This window comes from Flavobacterium pokkalii (assembly GCF_014596575.1).
Taxonomy (GTDB): domain Bacteria; phylum Bacteroidota; class Bacteroidia; order Flavobacteriales; family Flavobacteriaceae; genus Flavobacterium; species Flavobacterium pokkalii.
The window spans coordinates 388,025-410,408 of sequence record NZ_NASZ01000001.1 but is presented as its reverse complement, the minus strand read 5'-3'; the positions used below and the strand labels follow the sequence as shown (position 1 = coordinate 410,408).

The following is a 22,384-nucleotide window of genomic DNA, read 5'->3' as shown; positions in this document are numbered from 1 at the left end:
TAGACAATACTTAACTTACACTGAAACAGTTGCAGAAAAAAGTCTTATTTTTACTTATAACCAAGCTCTAAAAATCAAAAGCTGGTTTTAAAAAATACCACAAAATTATGGCGCATACCACTTCAGAAAAAGAAAGACTAGCTGTTGCAAATAATTACAGAAATTGGAAAAAATGGGGTCCTTACCTAGCCGAAAGACAATGGGGAACGGTACGTGAAGATTACAGCGAACACGGAGAAGCCTGGGAATTTATTGACCACGACAAAGCCCGAAGTAACGCCTATCGCTGGGGCGAAGAAGGCATTGGCGGTTTTTGTGATTCCAGAGAAATTGTATGTCTGGCTGCTGCTTTTTGGAATGGTAAAGATCCTATTCTTAAAGAACGCCTTTTTGGTCTAACAAACAATCAGGGAAATCATGGTGAGGATGTCAAAGAATTGTACTTCCATCAGGTTTCGACACCTACGCACACTTACAATAAATACCTCTATAAATACCCACAAAACGAATTCCCTTACACGGATTTGGTTCAAAAAAACCAACGAAGCCGTGAAGAACCGGAATTTGAGATTTTGGACAGCAACAGCTTTGACAACAATGCTTATTTTGATTGTTTTATCGAATATGCCAAAGCGGATGTAGAAGATTTATTGATGAAAATTACAGTGGTCAACAGAGGTACAGAAACAGCCAAAATTCATGTATTGCCGCATTATTGGTTTAGAAATTTCTGGAAACACAACAACCGTCACCCAAGACCGAATATGGAATCGGTTTCTGAAAATGCAGTGCTTTCTAAAAGCAGTCGTATTGAAGATTATTACTTATACCATGAAAATGGCAAACAATTATTTTGTGAAAACGAAACCAATAACGAGCGTATTTACAATTTCGCTAACGAATATAAATACGTTAAAGACGGTATCAACAATCATGTTACCAAAGGAGAACCAACTGTAAATCCGGAGAAATTTGGAACTAAAGTCGCTATCTGGCATGAATTAGAATTAAAAGCCGGCGAAGAAAAAAGCATTAGAGTTCGTTTAAGTCATCTACCATTAAACAATCCCTGGGGAGATTTTGAATCTATTTTTGACCAACGGAAAACAGAATGCGAAGCCTTTTACAGTGACATTATCACCGAAAAAATCCCTGAAGCCCACAGAATCATAGCCAAAAGTGCTTTTTCAGGTTTGTTATGGACCAAGCAGTTTTATTATAACGATGTTTTCAAATGGCTCTTTGGAGGCCCTAAAGAAGAACCGCCACATCGTTCTAACATGCGGAATTTTTCCTGGCAGCATCTCACCAATCGTCATGTGATTTCAATGCCTGACAAATGGGAATATCCTTGGTATGCCGCCTGGGATTTGGCTTTTCACATGGCTTCCTTTGTAGAAATTGACCCTTATTTTGCCAAGCAACAATTGCTGCTCGTTTTACAGGAAAGCTACATGCATCCTAACGGACAAATTCCGGCTTACGAATGGAACTTTAGCGATGTCAATCCTCCCGTGCATTCCTGGGCGGTGTGGACCGTTTATGATAAAGACAAAAACAAAACCGGAAAAGCAGATACTGATTTCTTAGAAACTGCTTTTCAAAAATTACTCATCAATTTTACCTGGTGGGTGAACCAAAAAGATACCAGCGGTACCGACTTATTCGAAGGAGGCTTCCTGGGCTTAGATAACATTGGGGTTTTTGACCGCAACCACATGCCCGAAGGAATAAAAAAAATGCAACAGGCTGATGCCACTAGCTGGATGGCTATGTTTTCGCTGAATATGCTTCGCATGTCACTGGAACTGGCCAAAACCAATAAAATTTACGAAGATGTATCGGCTAAATTTTTCAGACACTTTTTGAATATTGCCTGGGCAATGCACCACATCGGGAAAAAAGATATTTCGCTTTGGGATGACGAAGACAATTTTTACTATGACGTAGTGGAAATGGCAAATGGTAAAGCCGAACGTTTAAAAGTGCGTTCTCTGGTGGGAGTAATTCCACTGTTTGCGGTCGAAATCATGAACAAAGAGCTCTTCGACCAATTACAGGATTTTAGAAAAAGAGCTAACGAAATCATCAGAACCCGTCCTGACCTTGCTTCCTTAATTTCGAATTTAGAAAAATCCAATCCCGATGGCAACTTCCTGTTCTCGATTATGCGTGGCTTCCGACTCGAACATCTTTTAATCCGTTTATTAGATGAAAACGAATTCCTGTCGGATTACGGAATTCGTTCCCTGTCTAAATTCCATAAGGATCATCCTTTTGTTTTTGAACATCATGGACGTCACCAAATTCAGTACGAACCGGGAGAAAGCCGTTCGAATATGTTTGGTGGAAATTCGAACTGGCGTGGCCCTATCTGGATGCCGTTAAACTATATGATTATCCAATCGCTTCGTAAATATTATACTTTTTACGGACCAACATATATCTATGAATTCCCAACAGGATCAGGCAACAAATTGAATTTAAAAGAAATCGCTAACGAATTGACCAAACGTTTAATCAAACTGTTTGAACGCAATAGTGATGGCAAATTCCAATACCATTCGGACGACCACGAAATGCATTTTGCCAAAGACGAGCATTTTAGAAACGAACATCTGTTCTATGAATTTTTTGATGGCGATACCGGAAAAGGTCTTGGCGCTTCCCATCAAACCGGATGGACAGCCCTGATTGCTAATTTGATTTTGGAACTGGAGGAAAACAGTTAAAATTTAAAACCATTTATATTAAAATCCCGTCTTGTTTTTAGGAATGAGATGGGATTTTATTTTTTGGAGCAGAAAATATTACTTAAAAACAACGATAAATACCTGCCATTCGCTGTATCTTGTAGCGGCTTAAAGAAATCCACTACAAGGATGCCTCTACCGTCAGGGCTAGTTAGAAAATTCTGTTTTACAAGAATGTTTTTATATATTTGGAAAAACAACAATACGAAACAAAATTTCACATACACACCTTATTTACAATGGATTACCGAAACTTTGTTTCGCTTATAAATGTATTCACAGCAATGCTAACGCAAAGTATAAAACCATAAATTTTTCGAAATGATACCAAATGATATTTATACTCCCGAAAAGTATATCATAACAGAAAGTCATACTTTTTACAAACAATTAAAATCTGTTATTAGGCAAGACTATTTGATTAGTAAGGAAATTTTCGAAGAAAATCAAAAGCTATTTAATCCTATTAAAATATTAGCTGCATTTATATCCGAAAAGACAATATGTTTTAATCCTGATTTAATAAATATAAACAACTCAGAACCTTATGAAATTGAAAGGCAAACTCAAATTGGGATCGGAAAAGTAGAAAATATTAACAGTGAGAACTTTAGTGTTGTAAGCGCAATTCCTGAATACGAACAATTATGCAGTTTAGCTGAAAAACAATTTATAGACTGGTGGGAAAATGAAGTTTGTCAAAGAATTATAACAAAATATGGAGGAATAAACAAAGCAAATTCAAAATGTCAATTTGCTAGACAACTAAGAAATGCTTTCGGACATTCTAAAATAAACATCCAAGAAAATCTACGATGCGTTGATCCTATATGGCAATATTTAAACTTAAAAAAATTCCCTGGACAAAAAATTTTTGAATTGATGAGTTTGGGAGATTTGGTTAACTTTTGGATCGACTTTGAAGAAACAGAACTGAATTAAAAAAACACAGCTGTCAACAATATTAGACAGAGTATTTAAATTTTTTGAAAACAAATCAATACATTTAGGTTTAAAGACTTCTATATTTATCATTTCTATTTTTGTTCTAACTACTTGTGATTACTATTTTAACTTTTCTTATGATTATCATTTGAGTAATAAAATAGAAAAATTAGAATCCATTAATAACCTAAAGAAAATTTACAAAACTGATTCTCTAAAAATAGTCGAACTGACCGAATTAGAAAATTGTATTTATAATAGAAAGCATTATTCTGACCGATTACGGAATTTGGATTTAAACCAACTCAATATTTTTAAAAAATCAGATAAAACTGAAATTAAAAGGTCTGTTATTAAAAACAAGAATATAACTATAAAAAAACCAATTCGTTCATTGTTTTGGATGGTTTTGACATCTAATTATTTTTTTATTATCATGATTATTGGCTTAATAGTTATGCCTTTTACCGGTTCCGTTCACAGAGAATTAAAAAATGTTTTAGGCGCTATCTCTGGAATAATTATAATTATCGGAATTATATATCTAATCACTTGGATTGCTTATAAGATTCCTTTGTTATGGAATAGACCATATTTGAATTATATACTTAATTTGTTAATTCACTCACCTTTTATTTATTTAATATTTTGGTGGAATAAAGCAGGTAAAAACTAATACCAACCTCCAACTGGTGCTCGATTACATCGAGTACCTACTTAACTAAAAAGAAAAATCGTAGCGTTTGCAACTCAAATATTCAGTCTGTACTCATAAATAGGAGTTTATAAAAATGCTTGATGAGATTCCTCCTTCGTCGGAATGACAAGTTTGTAGACAAACTGTTGGGGATAACTACAAAACGCTAATACTTGTATTTTCCTTCACTGAAATGGTAAGTTTGCGGATTATTAATCATTGTGATATTTCGCATAACACGCATTTTGTCATTCCGACGAAGGAGGAATCTCCGCAAAGAAATTAACCTAAAACTAATTAGCCGATGCAATTTCAAGAAGGTTATCATACGTATTATATTTACATCATTACAAACAAAGCCAAAACAGTTTTATACACTGGTGTAACAAATCATCTAAAAATTAGATTGCAACAGCATACCGATAACATAGAATTGGATAATAAAACTTTTGCATCAAAATACCATGTTCATTATTTATTGTATTTCGAAAAATTCACTTGGATTCAGGAAGCTATTGCCAGAGAAAAAGAAATTAAAGGTTGGCGTAGAGAAAAGAAAATCAATTTAATAAAAACAATAAACCCAAATTTAGAATTTCTTAATTCCTTATTTGAATAGATTTTGATTGTGAAGATTCCTCCTTCGTCGGAATGACAACTTTGGGGTTACCATACTTTAAAAAACATTTCTTTTGCAAATTAAATATTCCGTACCTACGGCACTCCAAAAAATTACCGTCAATTGTGGATGGATTAAAATCCATCCCTACAAAATAGACCGAGCCTACGGCTCTTACTTTAATTAAAAAGATAATTTCCCGAATAGATTCAATCATTTAGTTCCGTAGGAACGACATCTATTGTAGCCCCGAAATTTATTTCGGGGTGAATCATTGAACGTAAATCATTAGTCCCCTAGGGACGGCATATATTATCGCCCATCCATTCCTAGCCCCGATAGCAGCGGTATCCTTTTATCACGTTTTTAAGAACGGGATAAAAGATATAGCAAATAGCGGGAATCAGCTTCTAATTCAATTCATAGGTTTATTCCTTTGGGAAAATGAATTATATTTGTGACATAGAAACAGGATTATTCTTAATCGTTATTTACAGATAAATGAGGCACACAAAAGTTAAAGACTTATTGAACAGCTCGGTTACACTGCAGGAAGTAAACGCCAAAGGATGGGTAAGAACATTTAGAAACAATCAGTTTATTGCATTGAACGATGGTTCGACCATCAACAACATTCAATGTGTGGTGGATTTTGAAAATACGCCTGAAGAAACCTTAAAAAGAATCACTACCGGGGCTGCGGTTTCGGTAACAGGAACTTTGACAGAAAGCCAAGGAGCCGGACAGAAATATGAAATCAAAGTCTCTCATTTAGAAATCCTTGGCGATTCGGATCCGGAGAAATTCCCGATGCAACCTAAAAAACATTCTCTGGAATTTTTACGCGAAAATGCGCATTTGCGTGTCAGAACCAATACTTTTGGGGCAATTATGCGCGTGCGTTCGGTATTGTCATTTGCGGTGCATAATTATTTCCAACAAAAGGGATTCGTTTATGTCAATACGCCAATTATCACCGGAGCCGATGCGGAAGGTGCCGGCGAAATGTTTCAGGTGACTTCGTTGCCACTAGATAATTTGCCAAAAACGGAAGAAGGCAACATCGATTACAAGAAAGATTTCTTTGGAAAACATACGAATTTAACCGTTTCAGGACAGCTGGAAGGCGAAACCTTCGCGATGGCCTTGGGACAGATTTATACTTTTGGGCCAACTTTTAGAGCCGAAAACTCCAATACTTCCCGCCATTTGGCTGAGTTTTGGATGATCGAGCCGGAAGTCGCTTTTAATGATTTGGATGCCAATATGGATTTGGCAGAAGATTTTATTCAATATGTGATTAAATATGCCATGGACAAATGTCCGGAAGATTTAAAATTTCTGGAATCCCGTTTGCTGGAAGAAGAAAAATCAAAACCGCAGGCAGAAAGAAGCGAAATGAGTTTGCTGGAAAAATTGAATTTTGTTTTAGAAAATAATTTCAAACGTGTTTCTTATACCGAAGCGATTGATATTTTGAGAGATTCAACTCCAAATAAAAAGAAAAAATTTCAATATATTATTGACGAATGGGGTGCTGATTTACAATCGGAACACGAACGTTATTTGGTGGAAAAACATTTTAAATGTCCGGTAATTCTGTTTGATTATCCGGCCAAAATAAAAGCTTTCTATATGCGTTTAAACGAAGACGGTAAAACCGTTCGCGCCATGGACATCCTTTTCCCGGGAATTGGAGAAATCGTTGGCGGTTCGCAAAGAGAGGAACGTTTTGATGTTTTGGTCGAAAAAATGAAAACACTGGGCATTCATGAAGAAGAATTATGGTGGTATCTGGACACCCGAAGATTTGGTAGTGCGGTTCACTCCGGTTTCGGACTCGGATTTGAAAGATTAGTGCTTTTTGTAACCGGAATGACTAACATTCGTGACGTAATTCCGTTTCCAAGAACACCTATGAATGCTGAATTTTAATAAAAAGTTTAATCGGTTAATCGTTTATTTGTTTAACCGATTATTCCGAATAAACAATTAAACAAATAAACGATTAAACACAAGTGCTAAAGCAATTCTTAAATTTAAAGTTAACCCAAAAATTATCTCCACAGCAAATTCAGCTGATGAAGTTAATTCAATTGCCTACGCAAGCCTTTGAACAGCGTCTTTTAGAAGAAATGAATGAAAATCCGGCATTAGAATCCGGAAAAGAAGAAGAATACGAGAAAGACGAATATGAAAACGACGAGTACGACGACTTTGAAGATTCAGACCGAATTGAAGCCGACGACATCAATATCGACGAATATTTAAGCGACGACGATACTCCGGATTACAAAACGCAAACTAACAATTACAGCGACGATGATGAATCGCGCGAATCGCCTATAGCCGCTCCGATTAGTTTTCATCAGGATTTAATCAACCAGCTGAACACTTTTATTCTGGAAGACCATGAAAGAGAAATTGCCGAATTTCTGGTGGGAAGTATTGATGATATGGGCTACATTCGTCGTAGTATTCCGGATATTGTGGACGATATGGCTTTTACTCAGGCCATTTACACCGATGAATACATGGTAGAACGTATGCTTCAGGTTATCCATCAGTTAGAACCTTCCGGCGTAGGAGCAAGAGATTTACAGGAATGTTTGTTATTGCAGTTAAAACACAAAACGCCTACCGATTCGGTTGATTTGGCTGCTGATATCATCGAAAATCAGTTTGATGCTTTTACCAAAAAACATTACGACAAACTGATTCAGAAATACAATGTTTCGAATGAGCTTCTTAAAAAAGCGATTTACGAAATCGAAAAACTAAACCCGAAACCGGGTGGTGGTTTTACCGGAAACAACAAAATAACCGAAAATGTAGTCCCTGATTTTGCCATTCGAATTATTGATAACGAACTCGAATTGACCCTAAACGGAAGAAACGCCCCTTCTTTGCACGTTTCTAAGGATTATCAGGAAATGCTGCAAACGTATAAAGATTCCCGCGATAAATCAGTAGCTCAAAAAGATGCTGTTCAGTTTATCAAACAAAAATTAGACTCAGCCAAATGGTTTATTGATGCTATCAAACAACGTCAGGAAACCCTGTTTGTAACCATGAATGCCATCATGCATTATCAGGAAGAATATTTCTTAGATGGTGATGAAACCAAACTAAAACCAATGATTCTGAAAGACATTGCCGATATTGTAGGTTTGGATATTTCGACTGTTTCCCGTGTGGCTAACAGCAAATATGTGGAAACGCCTTATGGCACCAAACTGATTAAGGAATTTTTCTCAGAAGCGATGAAAAACGATCAGGGAGAAGATGTTTCGACTTTGGAAATCAAAAAAATATTGCAAAATATCATCGAAGAAGAAGACAAGAAAAAACCGCTTCCGGACGACCAACTGGCAGAAATGCTTAAAGATAAAGGCTATCCTATTGCCCGAAGAACAGTGGCCAAATACCGCGAACAATTAGATATTCCGGTTGCCCGAATGCGCAAAAAGATTTAAAACCTTCCCTTTTTACAAAACAAAAAAGGCTGTTTCGTTATTTGAAACAGCCCTTCTTTTTATAAAACAAACCAACCATTTTTATTCTTTCTTACTATCGATGATTGCTCCGGTTCCGGCACCAACACCCGCTCCGGCCAGACCACCAATAATAGCACCTTCTCCTTTTTTCTTACTGATAATAGCACCTGTAGCAGCTCCTACTCCGGCACCAATTACCGCACCTTTAGCCGTACTACTCCATTTCTTTTTCTCAGTTGTAGTCTGAGGTGTGGTATTATTAATTACCGTTACCTCTTTTCCCTTAGCAGCTTCCTGTTTTGCCATTTCTATTTTCATCGAATCAATGGCTTTTTGCTTAACCATTTCCATTTTCATCGAATCAATACTCGCCTGTTTCATCGAATCAATACTGGCCTGACTATCATCCATCATTCCTGCTTTTTCGGCTTTTTTACAGGAAACAATCATCAAAGAAGCTAAAATTACATAAACAATATATTTCATGACTTATCGTGTTTAAAATTATTACTCTACAAAGATACACTAAAAGACCGCCTGAATTCCTTACATGATTTTGTTAATATATTACAGAATTTTAACTCCGGCCTTATTCTTCCTGACTTTTTTGCATGGCTTCAAAATAAGCCGCGCGACTTAGCGGTTCATATTCTTCGGTTTCACCTAATAAAACCAATTTATCATTAGCTGTTTTTCTAAAACTGTAATTCGCCAGATTTCCGGTTCGGGTACATACCGCATGAACTTTCGTCACATATTCGGCCGTTGCCATCAATGCCGGCATGGGGCCAAAAGGATTTCCTTTAAAATCCATATCCAGTCCCGCAACAATCACACGAACACCCTGATTCGCCAAATCATTGCAAACCCTTACAATTTCATCATCAAAAAATTGTGCTTCGTCAATTCCTACCACATCACAACCCTGTGCTAAAATGGCGATATTAGCCGCCGCAGGCACCGGCGTGGAACGAATTTCATTCGCATCGTGCGAAACTACCATATCCTGATGGTAACGGGTATCCACTTCAGGTTTGAAAATTTCTACTTTTTGCCTGGCAAATTGTGCTCTTTTCAACCTGCGAATCAGCTCTTCTGTTTTTCCCGAAAACATGGAACCGCAAATAACTTCAATCCAACCAAATTGCTCTTTATGATTTACTGTATTTTCGAGAAACATTTTATATTTTTTCTAACTTAAAAAATGAATAGTTTTTATTACTTTGTAAACTTAAAATCGGCTTAAGATTTTATACTTTTACACTTTCTCAAAAGTAGAAAATTTTTAGCAATTTGAAGGTTTTAGAACACTTAATTAAAAGCAGTTCCTAATTCTTTCACTAAATAATAAAAAACATTCGCCAAAACTAAACCATTGTAAAATTGCCGGTCTAAACAAACGGCGAGAGCATCATTTGACCTCTAAAAATAAATTACAGATATGAAAAAAAGATTAGAAGCCGATTTAATTAGCATCGCACACAGAATTTTACAGCTTAAAGATAAATCTGATGTGAATCAATTGTATTTGGAAACCCAAAAACTATACGAAAAACTGTCTGTTTTAAAATTTATAGAAGAAAATTACGCGGATACCAAACCTACCATTGGCAACTATAGCGATATTGAAAAGGAAGTAGAAGGTTTCTATGACAAAGAAGCTGCTTTACCGGTTGAAACGGTTATTGAAATGACCGAAAGCACTATTTATCCGGAAACTAAAACCGAAGAAACTGTTGCTGCAACAACAGAAATAGTTGAAGAAGAAAAAGAAGCTGTTGCCGATTCTGAAAATAGCACAATTAAGGAAGAAACTATTGTTGCAGAAGAAACTGAAGAAGAGGAAGAAGACTTAGTTTCTGACGAAGAAGAAATCTTAGAAGAAAACGAAACTGAATTCCACGAACAGGAACCGGAAATTGAAATTGAAGAAGAGGAAAAAGAAGAGGAAGAAACTGATAATGAAAAAGTGGAAATTCCGGCTTTCAAAGCAGCTTTCGAATTAGCATCTGAGCCGGAAGCTGAAGAACCTAAAAAAGCGGAGCCTTTACAAATTTCGTTTGAAGACTTATTAGGTTTGGATTACAGCGAGCCTGAATTTGTTAAAGTAGATGAAATTCCGGCTCCAGCCGCAACTAATAATATTGTTTTTGAAGCTCCGGAAGCCATAGAAACTCCTGTAGAAAAAGCCGTGGAAACTTCTGAAAAAACCAATTCAAAATCTCTTTCGTTAAACGATAAATTTTCAAAAGGAATTGAAATTGACCTGAACGACCGTTTGGCTTTTGTTAAACATCTTTTTGGCAACAGTAACGAAGACTACATTCGAGTGATGAATCAAATCATCACTTTTGATAATTTTTATGAGACCAAAAGTTTCATAGACGACATGGTTAAACCCGATTACAACAACTGGGAAGGAAAAGAAGAATATGAGGAACGTTTTATGGAAATTATCGAAAAAAAATTCCTTTAAAACAACTGAAGAAGAACTAATTTATGTCTAAATTATACATCGTTCCCACACCCATAGGCAACCTCGAAGACATGACTTTTAGAGCCATTCGGATTCTAAAAGAAGTCGATTTAATTCTGGCCGAGGACACGCGTACCAGTGGAAAACTCCTGAAACATTTTGAGATAAGCACGCACATGCACAGTCACCACATGCACAACGAGCATAAAACCATCGAAAATCTGGTTGCCCGATTGAAAGCCGGTGAAAATATTGCATTAATTTCAGATGCCGGAACTCCTGCTATTTCCGATCCCGGTTTTTTACTCACCCGTGCCTGTGTTGAAAACGGAATTACGGTGGAATGCCTTCCGGGCGCAACAGCTTTTGTTCCGGCTTTAGTGAATAGTGGTTTACCTAATGACAAATTTGTTTTCGAAGGTTTTTTACCTGAAAAAAAAGGACGTCAAACCCGCTATTTAGAATTAGCTGAGGAAACCAGAACGATGATTTTGTATGTTTCGCCACATAAATTAGTCAAAACACTGAGCGAATTTGCGACTTATTTTGGCCAAGACCGACAAATATGCGTTTCGCGGGAACTTTCTAAAATGCACGAAGAAAACCGAAGAGGAACAGTCAAAGAAGTTTTGGCACATTTTGAAAACACAGCTCCAAGAGGCGAAATTGTAGTTATCGTTGCCGGAAAAACGATTGTAAAAGAAGCCAAGAAAAATAAATTTCAAAAAGACAAAGAATAATTAAATCTCATTTTGTCACATCGAGCGGAGTCGAGATGCTTCTATTAGTTCTCGACTCCGCTCGAACTGACAATAAAATCATAAAACAAAAACACTAGCAGATAATGAATATTCCAACTTTCCTAGAAAAATTAAAACAAACACCTGAAGCCATTACTTTTCCGGAAACCATTGAAGTAATCGAAGCGAATTACGATTTTACTCCAACCGCTTTTCAAAACGGAAATACACATAACGCTGCCGGAACAAACTCTGGTTCCTGCAAATTATTTGCTTTTGCCCAATTACAAAACTTATCTCAGGACGAAACCTTAGCTTGTTTTGGCGCTTTTTACCGCGATGAAGTTTTAGGAGATCCGGAAGGAACGAATCACCAAAACATCCGAAACTTTATGGTTCACGGCTGGAGCGGCATTCAGTTTGAAGGAACTGCTTTAGAATTAAAATAATTATTTAAGATTGAAGGTTAACGTCCCGATAGCTATCGGGACTGATTTCAGATCTAAAATCGTTAATCAACATTCAAAAATCGAAAAAAATGCGCTGGACACTGAAACCCAAACCTTCGGAAGACAAAATCAAACATTTGGCGCAGGCCTTAAATGTAGAAGAATTTGTAGCCCAATTGTTGGTGCAGCGCGGCATTGAAACTTTCGAACAGGCCAAAAACTTTTTTCGCCCTTCTTTAGAGCATTTGCACGATCCTTATCTGATGAAAGATATGGACAAAGCCATTGCCCGAATTGAAAAAGCTATCGAAAACGACGAACGCATTCTTATTTTTGGCGATTATGATGTTGACGGTACCACGGCAGTTTCTTTGGTTGCTTCTTATTTAAGCAGTTTTTATCCCAATGTGGCCACTTACATTCCGGATCGCTATACCGAAGGTTATGGCGTTTCTTTCAAAGGGATTGACTATGCTGATGATAACGAATTTTCATTAATCATTGCGCTGGATTGTGGCATCAAATCGATTGATCATGTGGCCTACGCCAAAGAACGAAACATTGATTTTATTATTTGCGACCACCACCGCCCGGGAGATTCTTTGCCCGAAGCAGCTGCGGTTCTGGATCCTAAAAGAAACGATTGTAATTATCCTTATGATGAATTGTGCGGCTGCGGAATTGGTTTTAAACTCATTCAGGCGATAGGTACAAACCGAAATCAGACGATTGAAGATTTAGTTCCTTATCTCGATTTGGTTGCTACCGCCATTGCCGCTGATATTGTCCCGATAACCGGAGAAAACCGGGTATTGGCGTATTTTGGTTTGCAGGTCATCAACAACAATCCCAGACCGGGAATTAAAGCTTTGGTACACCAAATCAAAAAGCAAAAATTAGACATTACCGATGTGGTTTTTATCATTGCTCCGCGAATTAATGCTGCCGGACGCATCAAACACGGAAATCAGGCAGTGAAATTACTCAGCGAATTTGACTTCGAACAAGCGCAACAGTTTGCTTCTGAAATCGAACAATACAATGCTGACCGTAAAGATTTAGACAAACAAATCACTAAAGAAGCTTTCGAACAAATTGAAAGAAATCAGGAGCAAAATAGATACACTACGGTTGTTTATCAGGAAGACTGGCACAAAGGTGTTATCGGGATTGTAGCTTCCCGATTAATTGAAACCTATTATCGCCCGACGCTGGTTTTTACCAAAAGTGGTGATAAATATGCTGCTTCTGCCCGTTCGGTTAAAGGATTTGATGTCTATAATGCACTGGAAGCCTGTTCGGAACATTTGGAGCAATTTGGCGGACACATGTATGCTGCCGGAATGACTTTAAAAGAAGAAAACTATGCTGCTTTTAAAGAAGCTTTTGAATTACAGGTTCAAAAAACCATTCATCCGGAGCAGCTTATTCCTGAGGTTGAAATTGATGCTGAGATTAATTTTTCGGATATCACACCTAAACTTTGCCGGATTTTAAAACAATTCGAGCCTTTTGGCCCTATGAATATGACACCTGTTTTTGTGACAAAAAATGTTATCGATACCGGTTATGCCAAAAAACTCGGAGCTGAGGAGGAACATTTAAAACTTTTCGTGAAACAAAATCAATCCGAAGGAATTGCAGCTATTGGTTTTGGTTTAGGAAATAAAATTGATTTGACCACCAATCAAAAACCATTTCAGGCAGCTTATTGCATTGATGAAAACGAATGGAACGGTAAAACTTCCATTCAATTACGATTAAAAAGTATTCAATAATGACTTCAAAAAAAATAGATAAAAAAGACCCTTACGCAGCCTTGCGTTACAAAGAATTCAACACCTTTTTATTCCTTCGTTTTGCGATGGTTTTTGCCTGGTCCATGCAATTTATTGTGATAGAATGGGAAGTGTACAGCATTACTAAAGATGCGCTTTCACTGGGAATCATCGGATTAATGGAAGTAATCCCTGCGGTTTCATTAGCCTTATTTGCCGGACATATTGTAGATCAAAAAGAAAAAAAAGGTTTGCTGATGAAATGTATTTTTGCTTTCTCGATAATCAGTTTTGGACTGTTTCTTTTAACCTGGCCGGCTGTTGTAGGAGGAATTTCGAATCAAGTTATATTATACCTCATCTATTTTCTGGTATTTTTAGGTGGATTAGTCAGAGCTTTTTTAGGTCCTACTATTTTTTCCTTACTTTCCTTAATTGTTCCTAAAAAAGTATACCCGAATGCCGCAACCTGGAGTAGTACGGTTTGGCAAATTGGTTCAGTAGTAGGACCCGCCGTAGCCGGTTTTTCAATTACACTTATGGGAGTGCATTGGTCTTTATGTCTGGTTTTTAGCTGTTCGGTAATGGCATTATTGGCTTTATCCCAAATTAGCGAAAAACCAATTTTAAATCCTAAAATTGGCGAACCGGTAATGCAAAGTTTAGCCGAAGGAATCAAATTTGTCTTTAACAATAAAACGGTTTTAGGAGCGATTACCCTTGATATGGTTGCCGTTCTTTTTGGCGGAGCTGTTGCTTTATTACCTATTTTTGCTCAGGATATTTTGAAAGTAGGTCCGGAAGGATTTGGTTTCCTGAGAGCCGCTCCGGCTGTGGGTGCTTTTTTAACGATGCTTGTTACTGCCTATGTCCCTTTGAGTAAAAATGCAGGAATGAAATTGCTGACCGCCATTTTTGGATTTGGTGTTTGTATCATAATTTTTGGACTTTCTACCCTGTTTTGGGTTTCCCTTTTAGCCTTATTCTTTAGTGGTGTTTTTGACGGAATTTCTGTGGTCATTCGTCAAACTATTTTGCAAATCAAAACTCCGGATAATATGCGCGGAAGAGTTTCTTCGGTAAACTCCATGTTCGTAGGTTCTTCCAATGAGTTAGGCGCTTTTGAAAGCGGCTTGACCGCCCGATTAATGGGGACCGTTACCGCAGTCGTCTTTGGAGGAAGTATGACACTTTTAGTGGTTTTAACCACAGGAATTATTTCACCTTCTTTTAGAAAACTGGATTTAACAAAAGATATTGAAGAACACGAGAAGAAAAATTAAAAAATAACCATAGAAATTTCCTAAAAAAGACTAATTATTGTTAAAAAAACACATTCTTAACAATAATTTAATCTAAGTATTTTTCGTTTAAACTACTTTCATAGCTTTTTAAACGAAAACATGAGCTTCAAAACAAAAATTAATGCAGTAAGAAGAAAAATTACGCGCAGCTTAACAAAGAATATTGGAACAACAAAACTGGGACAAAATCCTGATTCCAAAATAGAACTTAAAAACGTGTTAATCTGCCGTCCTAACCACCGTTTGGGTAATTTACTCCTTATCACGCCTTTAGTTCAGGAAATCAACCATGCTTTCCCGGATTGTAAAATTGATATTTTTATAAAAGGAGGCTTAGGCCCTATCGTTTTTAAAAATTATCCTTCGGTTGAAAACTTTATTGTTTTGCCAAAAAAACCGTTTAAAGAACTCCTCAAATACATTAAAGTTTGGTTTAAAATCAAACAAAAAAAATACGACTTAGTCATCAATATCGATGGCGGTTCTTCTTCAGGACGTATGTCAACTCAATTGGCAAATGCCGATTTTAAATTTTTTGGCGAACTCAACCTAGAAATTGTTGCCAATCATCCTGATTATAAACACATGGCCAAATATCCAATTTTTGAATTTCGCCATTATTTAAACCAACTTGGTTTTTCAAATCAGCAAAAGGAAATCCCAACTATTGACATCAAACTCAGCGAGCAGGAAATTCAGGATGCTAAAAAAATTCTGAATCAAATTGTTCCAAATGATAAAAAAACCATCGCCATTTTTACTTTTGCTACAGCTGCCAAATGCTACTGCAAGGAATGGTGGGATGTTTTTTATGAAAAATTAGTACACAATTTTCCGGAATACAATATTGTGGAAGTTTTGCCTGTGGAAAATGTTTCGCAAATTAACTTCAAAGCACCTTCGTTTTACAGTAAAGACGTTAGAGAAATTGCAGCTTTTATAGCCAACACCGAAGTTTTCATTGGTGCCGACAGCGGAATTATGCATCTTGCCTGCGCTTCGCAAATTCCTGTTGTAGGATTATTTTCGGTAACAGTTCCTGAAAAATATGAGCCTTATGGAAACAACAATATCGCCATCGATACCAATGTTACCGATTTAGAAACTATGATTGAAATCATAAAAAAGCGCCTTAACTAAATCAGGATTTTTAATTATTTTTATTTAGAACAAATTTAAATAATGATTATATTTGTTTCATACTTTAAAAATCATGGAACAAATACATCAAATATACCTTAACAGCACAGGAATTGCGTTTTATTGGGAAAAAGAAGAAGGAATCATTCCCGGCCGAATTCAACTAATCTTTAAGGAAATCGGTTTGTTTTTTTCCTACGCCGAACTTAAGGATTTTAATTATTTAATTGACGAAAGTATTGCTAAAAACAGTTGTTGTGCGGCCTGTGAACTAAAAAATTCTAACTGTAAGTTTTTATTAAAAACGCCTTTATTTCCCCTCGATTTATCAGTTACTATGAACGAATTACGAGATATAAAAGATTTGGTTTACGGAACTTTGTTCAAAATTGATTTGGAAATCTATTTATACGGGGAAGGAAAAAACTAGTTTTCGAAAGTTTTAATTACAAAATTTTCTCCATCAAAAACACCATAGGTAAAATACGAAATCCAATCGCCAAGATTAACATAATCGGCATTTTCACCCACAGGATGAATCATCGGCAAATGACGGTGACCAAAAACCAGGAAGTTATAATGCTTGGTTTCTAATTTTCGTTTGGCATACAAAATCAGCCATTCTTTGTCTTCTCCTAAAAATTTCACATCCGATTCTCCGGAAATCAATTTGTTTTTCACAGATAGATATTGCGCCAAACGGACACCAATATCCGGATGCAACCATCTGAAAAGCCATTTCGAAAAAGGATTCGTAAACACTTTTTTCATGCGTTTGTAACCTTTATCTCCCGGGCCTTTTCCGTCTCCGTGACCAATTAAAAAAGTCTTTCCGTTAAAAGTAAACTCCTGATTATCGTGAAAAACAGGAATATTCAATTCTTTTTCAAAATAATCATCCATCCACAAATCGTGATTCCCAACGAAGAAATAAATCGGAATTCCGCTGTCTCGAATTTCGGCCAATTTGCCTAAAACACGCACAAAACCTTTAGGAACAACCGTTTTGTATTCGAACCAGAAATCGAATAAATCACCCAAAAGAAAAATTGCCTCAGCATCTTGTTTCACTTCGTCAAGCCAGGCCACAAATTTTTGTTCTCTGGGAAAACTCAATTCGGCTGTTGGCGCTCCAAAATGCTGATCGGAAGCAAAATATACTTTTTTCATAGAAGAAGTTCTGAGTTATGGGTCCCGATAGCTATCGGGATGGGTTATGAGTTTATACATTAGAAATTCTATTCAACGTCTAACTCTTAACTTATATCTTTTAGAGATTATCACTGGCAAACCATTCGGCAAAAGAAGAATCGGTTTCCTGTAATTTCAGCGAAAACAATTCAATTCCTTCAGGTAATCTGCCGCTAATTCTTTGGGCAAAATCAATAACCATATTCTCACTCGTAGGCTGGTAATCTACTAAAATAACGTGGTGTCCTCGATTTTTTAATTCTGCTGCCAATTCAACATGAGGTGTTGTTTCGTTAAAAACTGTTGCATGATCAAACTGATCTACCACTTCTTCTTTTACGATTTTTTTCAAATCGCCAAAATCGATTACCATTCCGAATTTCACATCATTACGATTCTTTATCGGTTTTCCAATAACCGTTACGGACAATTTATAACTATGACCATGTACATTTTTACATTTTCCATCATAGCCGTACAAAGCATGACCGGTTTCGAAACTAAATTGTTTGGTAATTCTGATTTTACTCATCGTAGATTTATTTTGACGCAAATTTAAGGAATTGCTACGAGAAATAGCTATTTCCCCTTTTTAAACTGTTCCAGAGCTTTTTTAGTAAAATCGGACAAAACCAATTGTCCGGAAATCGCAGCGCGTTCTAACAACAAAGCATTCCAGTGCCCGGTTCCTTCCCAGAAAACTTTTTTCATAGCTGACAAAGAAGCCAAACTATAAGAAGTCAGTTTCGCACTAAAATCAGCAATAGCCGCATCCAATAATTCGGAATTTTCAAAAACTTCGGCATACAACCCTTTTCCCTGCGCCCATGCAGCCGATTTCCATTGGTGTGCGTTTAAAGTCATTTCGGTCATGGCGGTTGTACCCATTTTTCTGCTAACAGCAGGTTCAATCACAAAAGGGCCGATTCCAATCGCTAATTCCGATAATTTAACCGCAGCATTATCTGTCGCAAAAACATAATCACAGGCTGCTGCAATACCTACTCCTCCTCCAACTGCTTTTCCGTGAACACGACCAATAATGAGCTTGGAACATTGACGCATGGCATTGATTAAATGTGCAAAACCGGAGAAAAATTCCATTCCTTCCTGCTCATTTGAAACAGCCAGAAGCTCGTCAAAAGAAGCACCGGCACAAAAAGCAGCCGCACCTTTACTTTTCAAAATAATTATAGCCACATCGTCATTGGCACTTAAAGAATTGATTTCCGTTGTTAATGAATCCAACAAGGATCTTGGAAAAGAGTTACTCGCCGGATGTCCAAACTCAACCGTAGCAATTTTATTTTCGATAATAGTAAGTAAAGAACCTTTAGTTTCCTGCGTATTCATTTTGAATAGTTTTTAGGTAAAGTTAAAAATATTCGATAAAAACAATAGTTTTTTCAAAAGTTGTTTTTTGAATAAGATAAAATACTATATTTGCCTCGCATTTTGAAATTCAATCCATACGGGGGATTAGCTCATTTGGCTAGAGCGCTACGCTGGCAGCGTAGAGGCGACCGGTTCGAATCCGGTATTCTCCACAAAAAAAGGCTGTAAACTAACATTTACAGCCTTTCGTTTTTTATAAAAACATGCACTTATTTTTCAGGACAGTCAACTGTTGAAAATTTATATTTTACATTTTCAAAATCTATAGGTTCTCCTTTCACAAAGTAAGTAGCTCCCATTGTCGTCTCCATTTTTCCGTTACCAAGAATCAACTGACCTTCTTTTTTTAAGAAAGCCAACGGATTTTTATAAGTTACTTTGTCATTTCCTGCATCTATAAATGTGTAGCTAACCAATAAAGTGTCGCCATGAAAATCACCGAAAATCTCTCCAATTTTATTTGGCATTTTGTCAATCTTCATGACCATATCACCAGAAACTTTCCCGCTTTCTAAGGTATTTATTTTTAAATCGATAGTATCATTTTCGTATAATGCCATATAGCATGCCGTACTTACCACCACATCAGGTTTTAATTTAGCTTCCTTCTCCGCTTTTTTTTCAGGATCTTGTTTACAACTTCCAAAACCAATGCAAACGAATAAAAAACAAATCCAACTTAGAATTCTCATAATAGTATATTTTAAATTAATAATTGCGATAATAGCTAAAGCTAATTTACGAACAAACTCCAATTATTAACCCATATATTTCCAATTATTTCAACTAAAAATCAAAATAGTACTAACTTCCGGCCAAACTTTTCATCATTATTATTGTAGTTCGAAAATTAAAGCCGATTGTTTCTCTACCTCAAAAAAACTGCTTAATTCGAATTGCTTTCCGGTCAAAACATCTTTCCCAATTTTAAAATTCTTAATATTCTCCTGAAAACGTTTTGGATTTATTTTACCAGAAGTCAAACCATTATTCACCACCACCATTACTGTTTTGGTATCGGTAAATCTAAAGTAAACATAGACATTGTTTTCCGGAACATAGTGCGTCATTTTTCCAAAATGCACGGCGTCATTCGATTTTCTCCATTGGAACAATTTAGAGGTAAAATCAAAAAATTGTTGTTGTTCAACAGTTCTGCCAGTTTTTGAAAAGGCATTATTAGAATCTCCCTGCCAACCTCCCGGAAAATCCTGTCGGATTGCGCCATCGCCTTCACTTTTATTTCCGGCCATACCAATTTCGGAACCATAATACAATTGTGGAATACCACGCACTGTTGCCAAAATAGACATTGCCATTTGGTACTTTTTGAAGTCCTTTTGATAAACTTCGTTAAAACGATTGGTGTCATGATTTTCAACGAAAGTCAAAAGATTATTACTGTTTGGATACAAAAAATCATTAGTGAAATTGTTGTATATTCTTAAAAGTCCCTTATCCCATTCGGATTGATTTTGATTGAATACCACAGCCAAAGCATCCATCAGCGTAAAATCCATCACACTTGGTAAATGAGAATTAAAATTTTGTATCGCTCCAATTTTACTGTCCTTTTGCCAATAAGCCATTTGCGCCTGATCCTGCATCCAAACTTCACCTACAATATTAAAATTCGGGTATTCATCGGTGATGGCTTTGGTCCATTTGGCAATTCCTTTTTTGTCATTATAAGAATAGGTATCTACGCGAAATCCATCCAAATCGGCATATTCAATCCACCAAATAGCATTTTGAATCAAATAATTCAACACCAAAGGATTCGATTGATTCAAATCGGGCATCGATTGTACAAACCAGCCATCGGCACATAATTTTGCATCTATTTTAGAAGCATTGGTATCAAATTGAGTCGTCATGCGGTAATTAGTTTGCGCATAACCCGGAAATTGATGTAGCCAATCATAAGTTGGCAAATCATTCATCATCCAGTGTGCGGCTCCCCAATGATTGGTCACATAATCCATGATGAGTTTCATGTCTCTTTGGTGCAATTCGGATGACAATTTTAGATAATCCTCATTCGTTCCGTATCGCGGGTCTATTCGATACACATCCGATTGTCCGTAACCATGATAGGAACCTTGGGCATCGTCATCTTCACAAAGCGGAGTGGCCCATAGCGCCGTTGCGCCCAACTCCTTAATGTAATCTAAATTTTGAATAATCCCTTCAATATCGCCACCATGTCTGCCGGACGGATTATCCCTGTCAGCCTTTTCAAGCATAGCTTTTTGATTGTCATTTTTCGGATTCCCATTAGCAAAACGATCAGGCATAATCAAATAAATCATATCCGAAGCATCATAACTTTTGCGTGAAGCAGAATTAGCTTTTCGCTCTTTCAAGGCATACTTTTGAGTGAAAACCACTTTTTTATTTTTGAAAAATGTAAAAAGCAGCTCTTGTGAAGTCAGGTCTTTGGTATCAATAGTGACAAAAACATAATTAGGATTCTCCGTTTTTTGGATGGATTTAATTGGAATTCCATTTGAAACCGAAACTTCATTTTCAGCTATATTTTTGCCATAAAATAAAATTTGGAGTTCCGGATTGTGCATGCCTGCATACCAAAAAGGCGGCTCGGTTTTTTGGATTTGTGACCAACATTTTATCGAAAGAAAACACACTAAAAAAAGACTTATCCTCAATAGTTTTTTACTTTTTATAAATAAATTCATCATACTAATTCGTCTTAAAATTCCAAATTTGCCCAATTGTTTCTCCGCCCTTATTATCCTTAACCACCACTTTCCAGTAATAATTTGTTACAAGCTGTAAATCATTAATTTGCAAAGAAGTTACAGTCAAATTGGTTCCTACCTTGGTAGTTGGATTAGCTGTCGTTCCGCAATAGACATCATAAGTAAGCACATCACTAGCATCTACATCTGAAGCCAACCATTTTAAGGTAACGCTCGTTGCACTGATAAGCGAATTGATTTCAGGCTGTACCAATTGAGGTAAAAAAGGCGCGTGATTGGCCACTGCCTCTCCTTCGGTATAAAAACTAAAGGTATTAGAGTAGGTACTGGACGCATTCTTACTGTCAATAGCTTTCACCCGCCAATAATAAGCCGTTCCTTTATTGAGGGTAAAACTTTGGTAACTAGCAGTGCCTTCGGCTGTTTTTACAATTTGGCTAAACTGATTATCGGTAGCGATTTGAATTTGATAAGTAATCGGATTATTCTCGGCATCCGTGGCAGGATTCCATTCCAAACTCACCGCATTATTGATACACAAAGTGTTATTAGCAGGTGTTACCAACGAAGGAGCTGTGGGCGCCGTATTTCCAGTTTCCGATTCGAATGACGAATCACCGCCACCACAGGAATTCAAAAATGATATTATTAAAAATAAAGCAACAATCTTTCTCATC

21 protein-coding genes and 1 tRNA gene are annotated in these 22,384 nt (G+C 36.7%); 14 read left to right on the top strand and 8 right to left on the bottom strand.

From position 1 onward, the window contains the following. The first annotated feature begins 107 nt into the window (after nucleotides 1–107). From B6A10_RS01775 to rpoN, 6 genes are all read left to right on the top strand, one after another. Nucleotides 108–2,732, top strand: coding sequence for an MGH1-like glycoside hydrolase domain-containing protein (locus B6A10_RS01775; protein WP_188219479.1), 2,625 nt, complete (start codon nucleotides 108–110; stop codon nucleotides 2,730–2,732). A gap of 342 nt (nucleotides 2,733–3,074) precedes the next feature. After that, nucleotides 3,075–3,695 carry a hypothetical protein gene (locus B6A10_RS01770; RefSeq protein ID WP_188219478.1) on the top strand — a complete coding sequence of 207 codons (621 nt, stop codon included), beginning with the start codon at nucleotides 3,075–3,077 and terminating at the stop codon, nucleotides 3,693–3,695. 151 nt (nucleotides 3,696–3,846) lie between these two features. Beyond that, nucleotides 3,847–4,374: a hypothetical protein gene (locus B6A10_RS01765; protein WP_188219477.1), complete on the top strand. Its 528-nt coding sequence runs from the start codon at nucleotides 3,847–3,849 to the stop codon at nucleotides 4,372–4,374. 325 nt (nucleotides 4,375–4,699) lie between these two features. Continuing rightward, a complete protein-coding gene (locus tag B6A10_RS01760) occupies nucleotides 4,700–5,014 on the top strand; it encodes a GIY-YIG nuclease family protein (RefSeq protein ID WP_188219476.1) in 315 nt (104 codons plus the stop codon). 501 nt (nucleotides 5,015–5,515) lie between these two features. Further along, the gene (gene asnS / locus B6A10_RS01755) at nucleotides 5,516–6,949 is read left to right on the top strand and encodes an asparagine--tRNA ligase (RefSeq protein WP_188219475.1); all 1,434 of its coding nucleotides are present in this window, start codon (nucleotides 5,516–5,518) and stop codon (nucleotides 6,947–6,949) included. 83 nt (nucleotides 6,950–7,032) lie between these two features. Next, nucleotides 7,033–8,490 (top strand): RNA polymerase factor sigma-54, encoded by a 1,458-nt coding sequence (gene rpoN / locus B6A10_RS01750; RefSeq protein ID WP_188219474.1) that lies wholly within the window; start codon nucleotides 7,033–7,035, stop codon nucleotides 8,488–8,490. Between the two features lie 81 nt (nucleotides 8,491–8,571). Here rpoN and B6A10_RS01745 read toward each other — a convergent pair whose 3' ends face one another. Both B6A10_RS01745 and B6A10_RS01740 read right to left on the bottom strand, forming a co-directional pair. Continuing rightward, complete coding sequence (locus B6A10_RS01745) at nucleotides 8,572–8,997, bottom strand: YMGG-like glycine zipper-containing protein (RefSeq protein WP_026715394.1); 426 nt, start codon at nucleotides 8,995–8,997, stop codon at nucleotides 8,572–8,574. Nucleotides 8,998–9,100: 103 nt separating this feature from the next. After that, nucleotides 9,101–9,691: a thymidine kinase gene (locus B6A10_RS01740; RefSeq protein WP_026715393.1), complete on the bottom strand. Its 591-nt coding sequence runs from the start codon at nucleotides 9,689–9,691 to the stop codon at nucleotides 9,101–9,103. A 261-nt stretch (nucleotides 9,692–9,952) separates the two neighbouring features. Here B6A10_RS01740 and B6A10_RS01735 point away from each other — a divergent pair, with 261 nt between their 5' ends. The 7 genes from B6A10_RS01735 to B6A10_RS01705 all read left to right on the top strand — a co-directional run bounded on the left by B6A10_RS01735 (nucleotide 9,953) and on the right by B6A10_RS01705 (nucleotide 16,828). After that, nucleotides 9,953–10,987, top strand: a complete 1,035-nt coding sequence (locus B6A10_RS01735) for a hypothetical protein (protein ID WP_188219473.1) — start codon at nucleotides 9,953–9,955, stop codon at nucleotides 10,985–10,987. A gap of 23 nt (nucleotides 10,988–11,010) precedes the next feature. Then, nucleotides 11,011–11,727 (top strand): 16S rRNA (cytidine(1402)-2'-O)-methyltransferase, encoded by a 717-nt coding sequence (gene rsmI, locus B6A10_RS01730; RefSeq protein WP_188219472.1) that lies wholly within the window; start codon nucleotides 11,011–11,013, stop codon nucleotides 11,725–11,727. A gap of 104 nt (nucleotides 11,728–11,831) precedes the next feature. Further along, nucleotides 11,832–12,176, top strand: coding sequence for a HopJ type III effector protein (locus B6A10_RS01725; protein WP_188219471.1), 345 nt, complete (start codon nucleotides 11,832–11,834; stop codon nucleotides 12,174–12,176). A gap of 89 nt (nucleotides 12,177–12,265) precedes the next feature. Further along, nucleotides 12,266–13,954 (top strand): single-stranded-DNA-specific exonuclease RecJ, encoded by a 1,689-nt coding sequence (gene recJ / locus B6A10_RS01720; RefSeq protein ID WP_188219470.1) that lies wholly within the window; start codon nucleotides 12,266–12,268, stop codon nucleotides 13,952–13,954. Next, on the top strand, nucleotides 13,954–15,237 hold the full coding sequence (locus tag B6A10_RS01715) for an MFS transporter (RefSeq protein ID WP_188219469.1): 1,284 nt from the start codon (nucleotides 13,954–13,956) through the stop codon (nucleotides 15,235–15,237). Before recJ ends, B6A10_RS01715 begins: the two co-directional genes overlap by 1 nt. 120 nt (nucleotides 15,238–15,357) lie before the next feature. After that, nucleotides 15,358–16,398 (top strand): glycosyltransferase family 9 protein, encoded by a 1,041-nt coding sequence (locus tag B6A10_RS01710; protein WP_188219468.1) that lies wholly within the window; start codon nucleotides 15,358–15,360, stop codon nucleotides 16,396–16,398. A 73-nt stretch (nucleotides 16,399–16,471) separates the two neighbouring features. Further along, nucleotides 16,472–16,828 (top strand): hypothetical protein, encoded by a 357-nt coding sequence (locus B6A10_RS01705; RefSeq protein WP_026715386.1) that lies wholly within the window; start codon nucleotides 16,472–16,474, stop codon nucleotides 16,826–16,828. On the opposite strand, the gene B6A10_RS01700 is transcribed toward B6A10_RS01705, so the two are convergent. The 3 genes from B6A10_RS01700 to B6A10_RS01690 form a co-directional block, all read right to left on the bottom strand. Beyond that, entirely contained in the window at nucleotides 16,825–17,568 is a 744-nt protein-coding gene (locus tag B6A10_RS01700; protein WP_188219467.1) for a UDP-2,3-diacylglucosamine diphosphatase, read from the bottom strand. The genes B6A10_RS01705 and B6A10_RS01700 overlap by 4 nt on opposite strands. Before the next feature lie 100 nt (nucleotides 17,569–17,668). Beyond that, entirely contained in the window at nucleotides 17,669–18,121 is a 453-nt protein-coding gene (locus B6A10_RS01695) for a 6-pyruvoyl trahydropterin synthase family protein (RefSeq protein WP_026715384.1), read from the bottom strand. Between the two features lie 47 nt (nucleotides 18,122–18,168). After that, the gene (locus B6A10_RS01690; protein WP_188219466.1) at nucleotides 18,169–18,942 is read right to left on the bottom strand and encodes an enoyl-CoA hydratase/isomerase family protein; all 774 of its coding nucleotides are present in this window, start codon (nucleotides 18,940–18,942) and stop codon (nucleotides 18,169–18,171) included. A 120-nt stretch (nucleotides 18,943–19,062) separates the two neighbouring features. On the opposite strand from B6A10_RS01690, the gene B6A10_RS01685 reads away from it, so the two are divergent. Next, nucleotides 19,063–19,136, top strand: a tRNA-Ala gene (locus B6A10_RS01685). A gap of 57 nt (nucleotides 19,137–19,193) precedes the next feature. Here B6A10_RS01685 and B6A10_RS01680 read toward each other — a convergent pair. The 3 genes from B6A10_RS01680 to B6A10_RS01670 form a co-directional block, all read right to left on the bottom strand. Further along, the gene (locus B6A10_RS01680) at nucleotides 19,194–19,676 is read right to left on the bottom strand and encodes a hypothetical protein (RefSeq protein ID WP_188219465.1); all 483 of its coding nucleotides are present in this window, start codon (nucleotides 19,674–19,676) and stop codon (nucleotides 19,194–19,196) included. Between the two features lie 141 nt (nucleotides 19,677–19,817). After that, the gene (locus B6A10_RS01675) at nucleotides 19,818–21,686 is read right to left on the bottom strand and encodes a glycoside hydrolase family 13 protein (RefSeq protein WP_188219464.1); all 1,869 of its coding nucleotides are present in this window, start codon (nucleotides 21,684–21,686) and stop codon (nucleotides 19,818–19,820) included. Nucleotide 21,687: 1 nt separating this feature from the next. Further along, complete coding sequence (locus B6A10_RS01670) at nucleotides 21,688–22,383, bottom strand: glycoside hydrolase family 78 protein (protein WP_188219463.1); 696 nt, start codon at nucleotides 22,381–22,383, stop codon at nucleotides 21,688–21,690. Between the last annotated feature and the right edge of the window lies 1 nt (nucleotide 22,384).

Coding starts and splice junctions, on each gene's coding strand:
- B6A10_RS01775 (WP_188219479.1), top strand. CDS start 108: ATGGCGCATACCACTTCAGAAAAAGAAAGACTAGCTGTTGCAAATAAT.
- B6A10_RS01770 (WP_188219478.1), top strand. CDS start 3,075: ATGATACCAAATGATATTTATACTCCCGAAAAGTATATCATAACAGAA.
- B6A10_RS01760 (WP_188219476.1), top strand. CDS start 4,700: ATGCAATTTCAAGAAGGTTATCATACGTATTATATTTACATCATTACA.
- asnS (WP_188219475.1), top strand. CDS start 5,516: ATGAGGCACACAAAAGTTAAAGACTTATTGAACAGCTCGGTTACACTG.
- B6A10_RS01745 (WP_026715394.1), bottom strand. CDS start 8,997: ATGAAATATATTGTTTATGTAATTTTAGCTTCTTTGATGATTGTTTCC.
- B6A10_RS01740 (WP_026715393.1), bottom strand. CDS start 9,691: ATGTTTCTCGAAAATACAGTAAATCATAAAGAGCAATTTGGTTGGATT.
- B6A10_RS01735 (WP_188219473.1), top strand. CDS start 9,953: ATGAAAAAAAGATTAGAAGCCGATTTAATTAGCATCGCACACAGAATT.
- rsmI (WP_188219472.1), top strand. CDS start 11,011: ATGTCTAAATTATACATCGTTCCCACACCCATAGGCAACCTCGAAGAC.
- B6A10_RS01725 (WP_188219471.1), top strand. CDS start 11,832: ATGAATATTCCAACTTTCCTAGAAAAATTAAAACAAACACCTGAAGCC.
- recJ (WP_188219470.1), top strand. CDS start 12,266: ATGCGCTGGACACTGAAACCCAAACCTTCGGAAGACAAAATCAAACAT.
- B6A10_RS01715 (WP_188219469.1), top strand. CDS start 13,954: ATGACTTCAAAAAAAATAGATAAAAAAGACCCTTACGCAGCCTTGCGT.
- B6A10_RS01710 (WP_188219468.1), top strand. CDS start 15,358: ATGAGCTTCAAAACAAAAATTAATGCAGTAAGAAGAAAAATTACGCGC.
- B6A10_RS01705 (WP_026715386.1), top strand. CDS start 16,472: ATGGAACAAATACATCAAATATACCTTAACAGCACAGGAATTGCGTTT.
- B6A10_RS01700 (WP_188219467.1), bottom strand. CDS start 17,568: ATGAAAAAAGTATATTTTGCTTCCGATCAGCATTTTGGAGCGCCAACA.
- B6A10_RS01695 (WP_026715384.1), bottom strand. CDS start 18,121: ATGAGTAAAATCAGAATTACCAAACAATTTAGTTTCGAAACCGGTCAT.
- B6A10_RS01690 (WP_188219466.1), bottom strand. CDS start 18,942: ATGAATACGCAGGAAACTAAAGGTTCTTTACTTACTATTATCGAAAAT.
- B6A10_RS01680 (WP_188219465.1), bottom strand. CDS start 19,676: ATGAGAATTCTAAGTTGGATTTGTTTTTTATTCGTTTGCATTGGTTTT.
- B6A10_RS01675 (WP_188219464.1), bottom strand. CDS start 21,686: ATGATGAATTTATTTATAAAAAGTAAAAAACTATTGAGGATAAGTCTT.
- B6A10_RS01670 (WP_188219463.1), bottom strand. CDS start 22,383: ATGAGAAAGATTGTTGCTTTATTTTTAATAATATCATTTTTGAATTCC.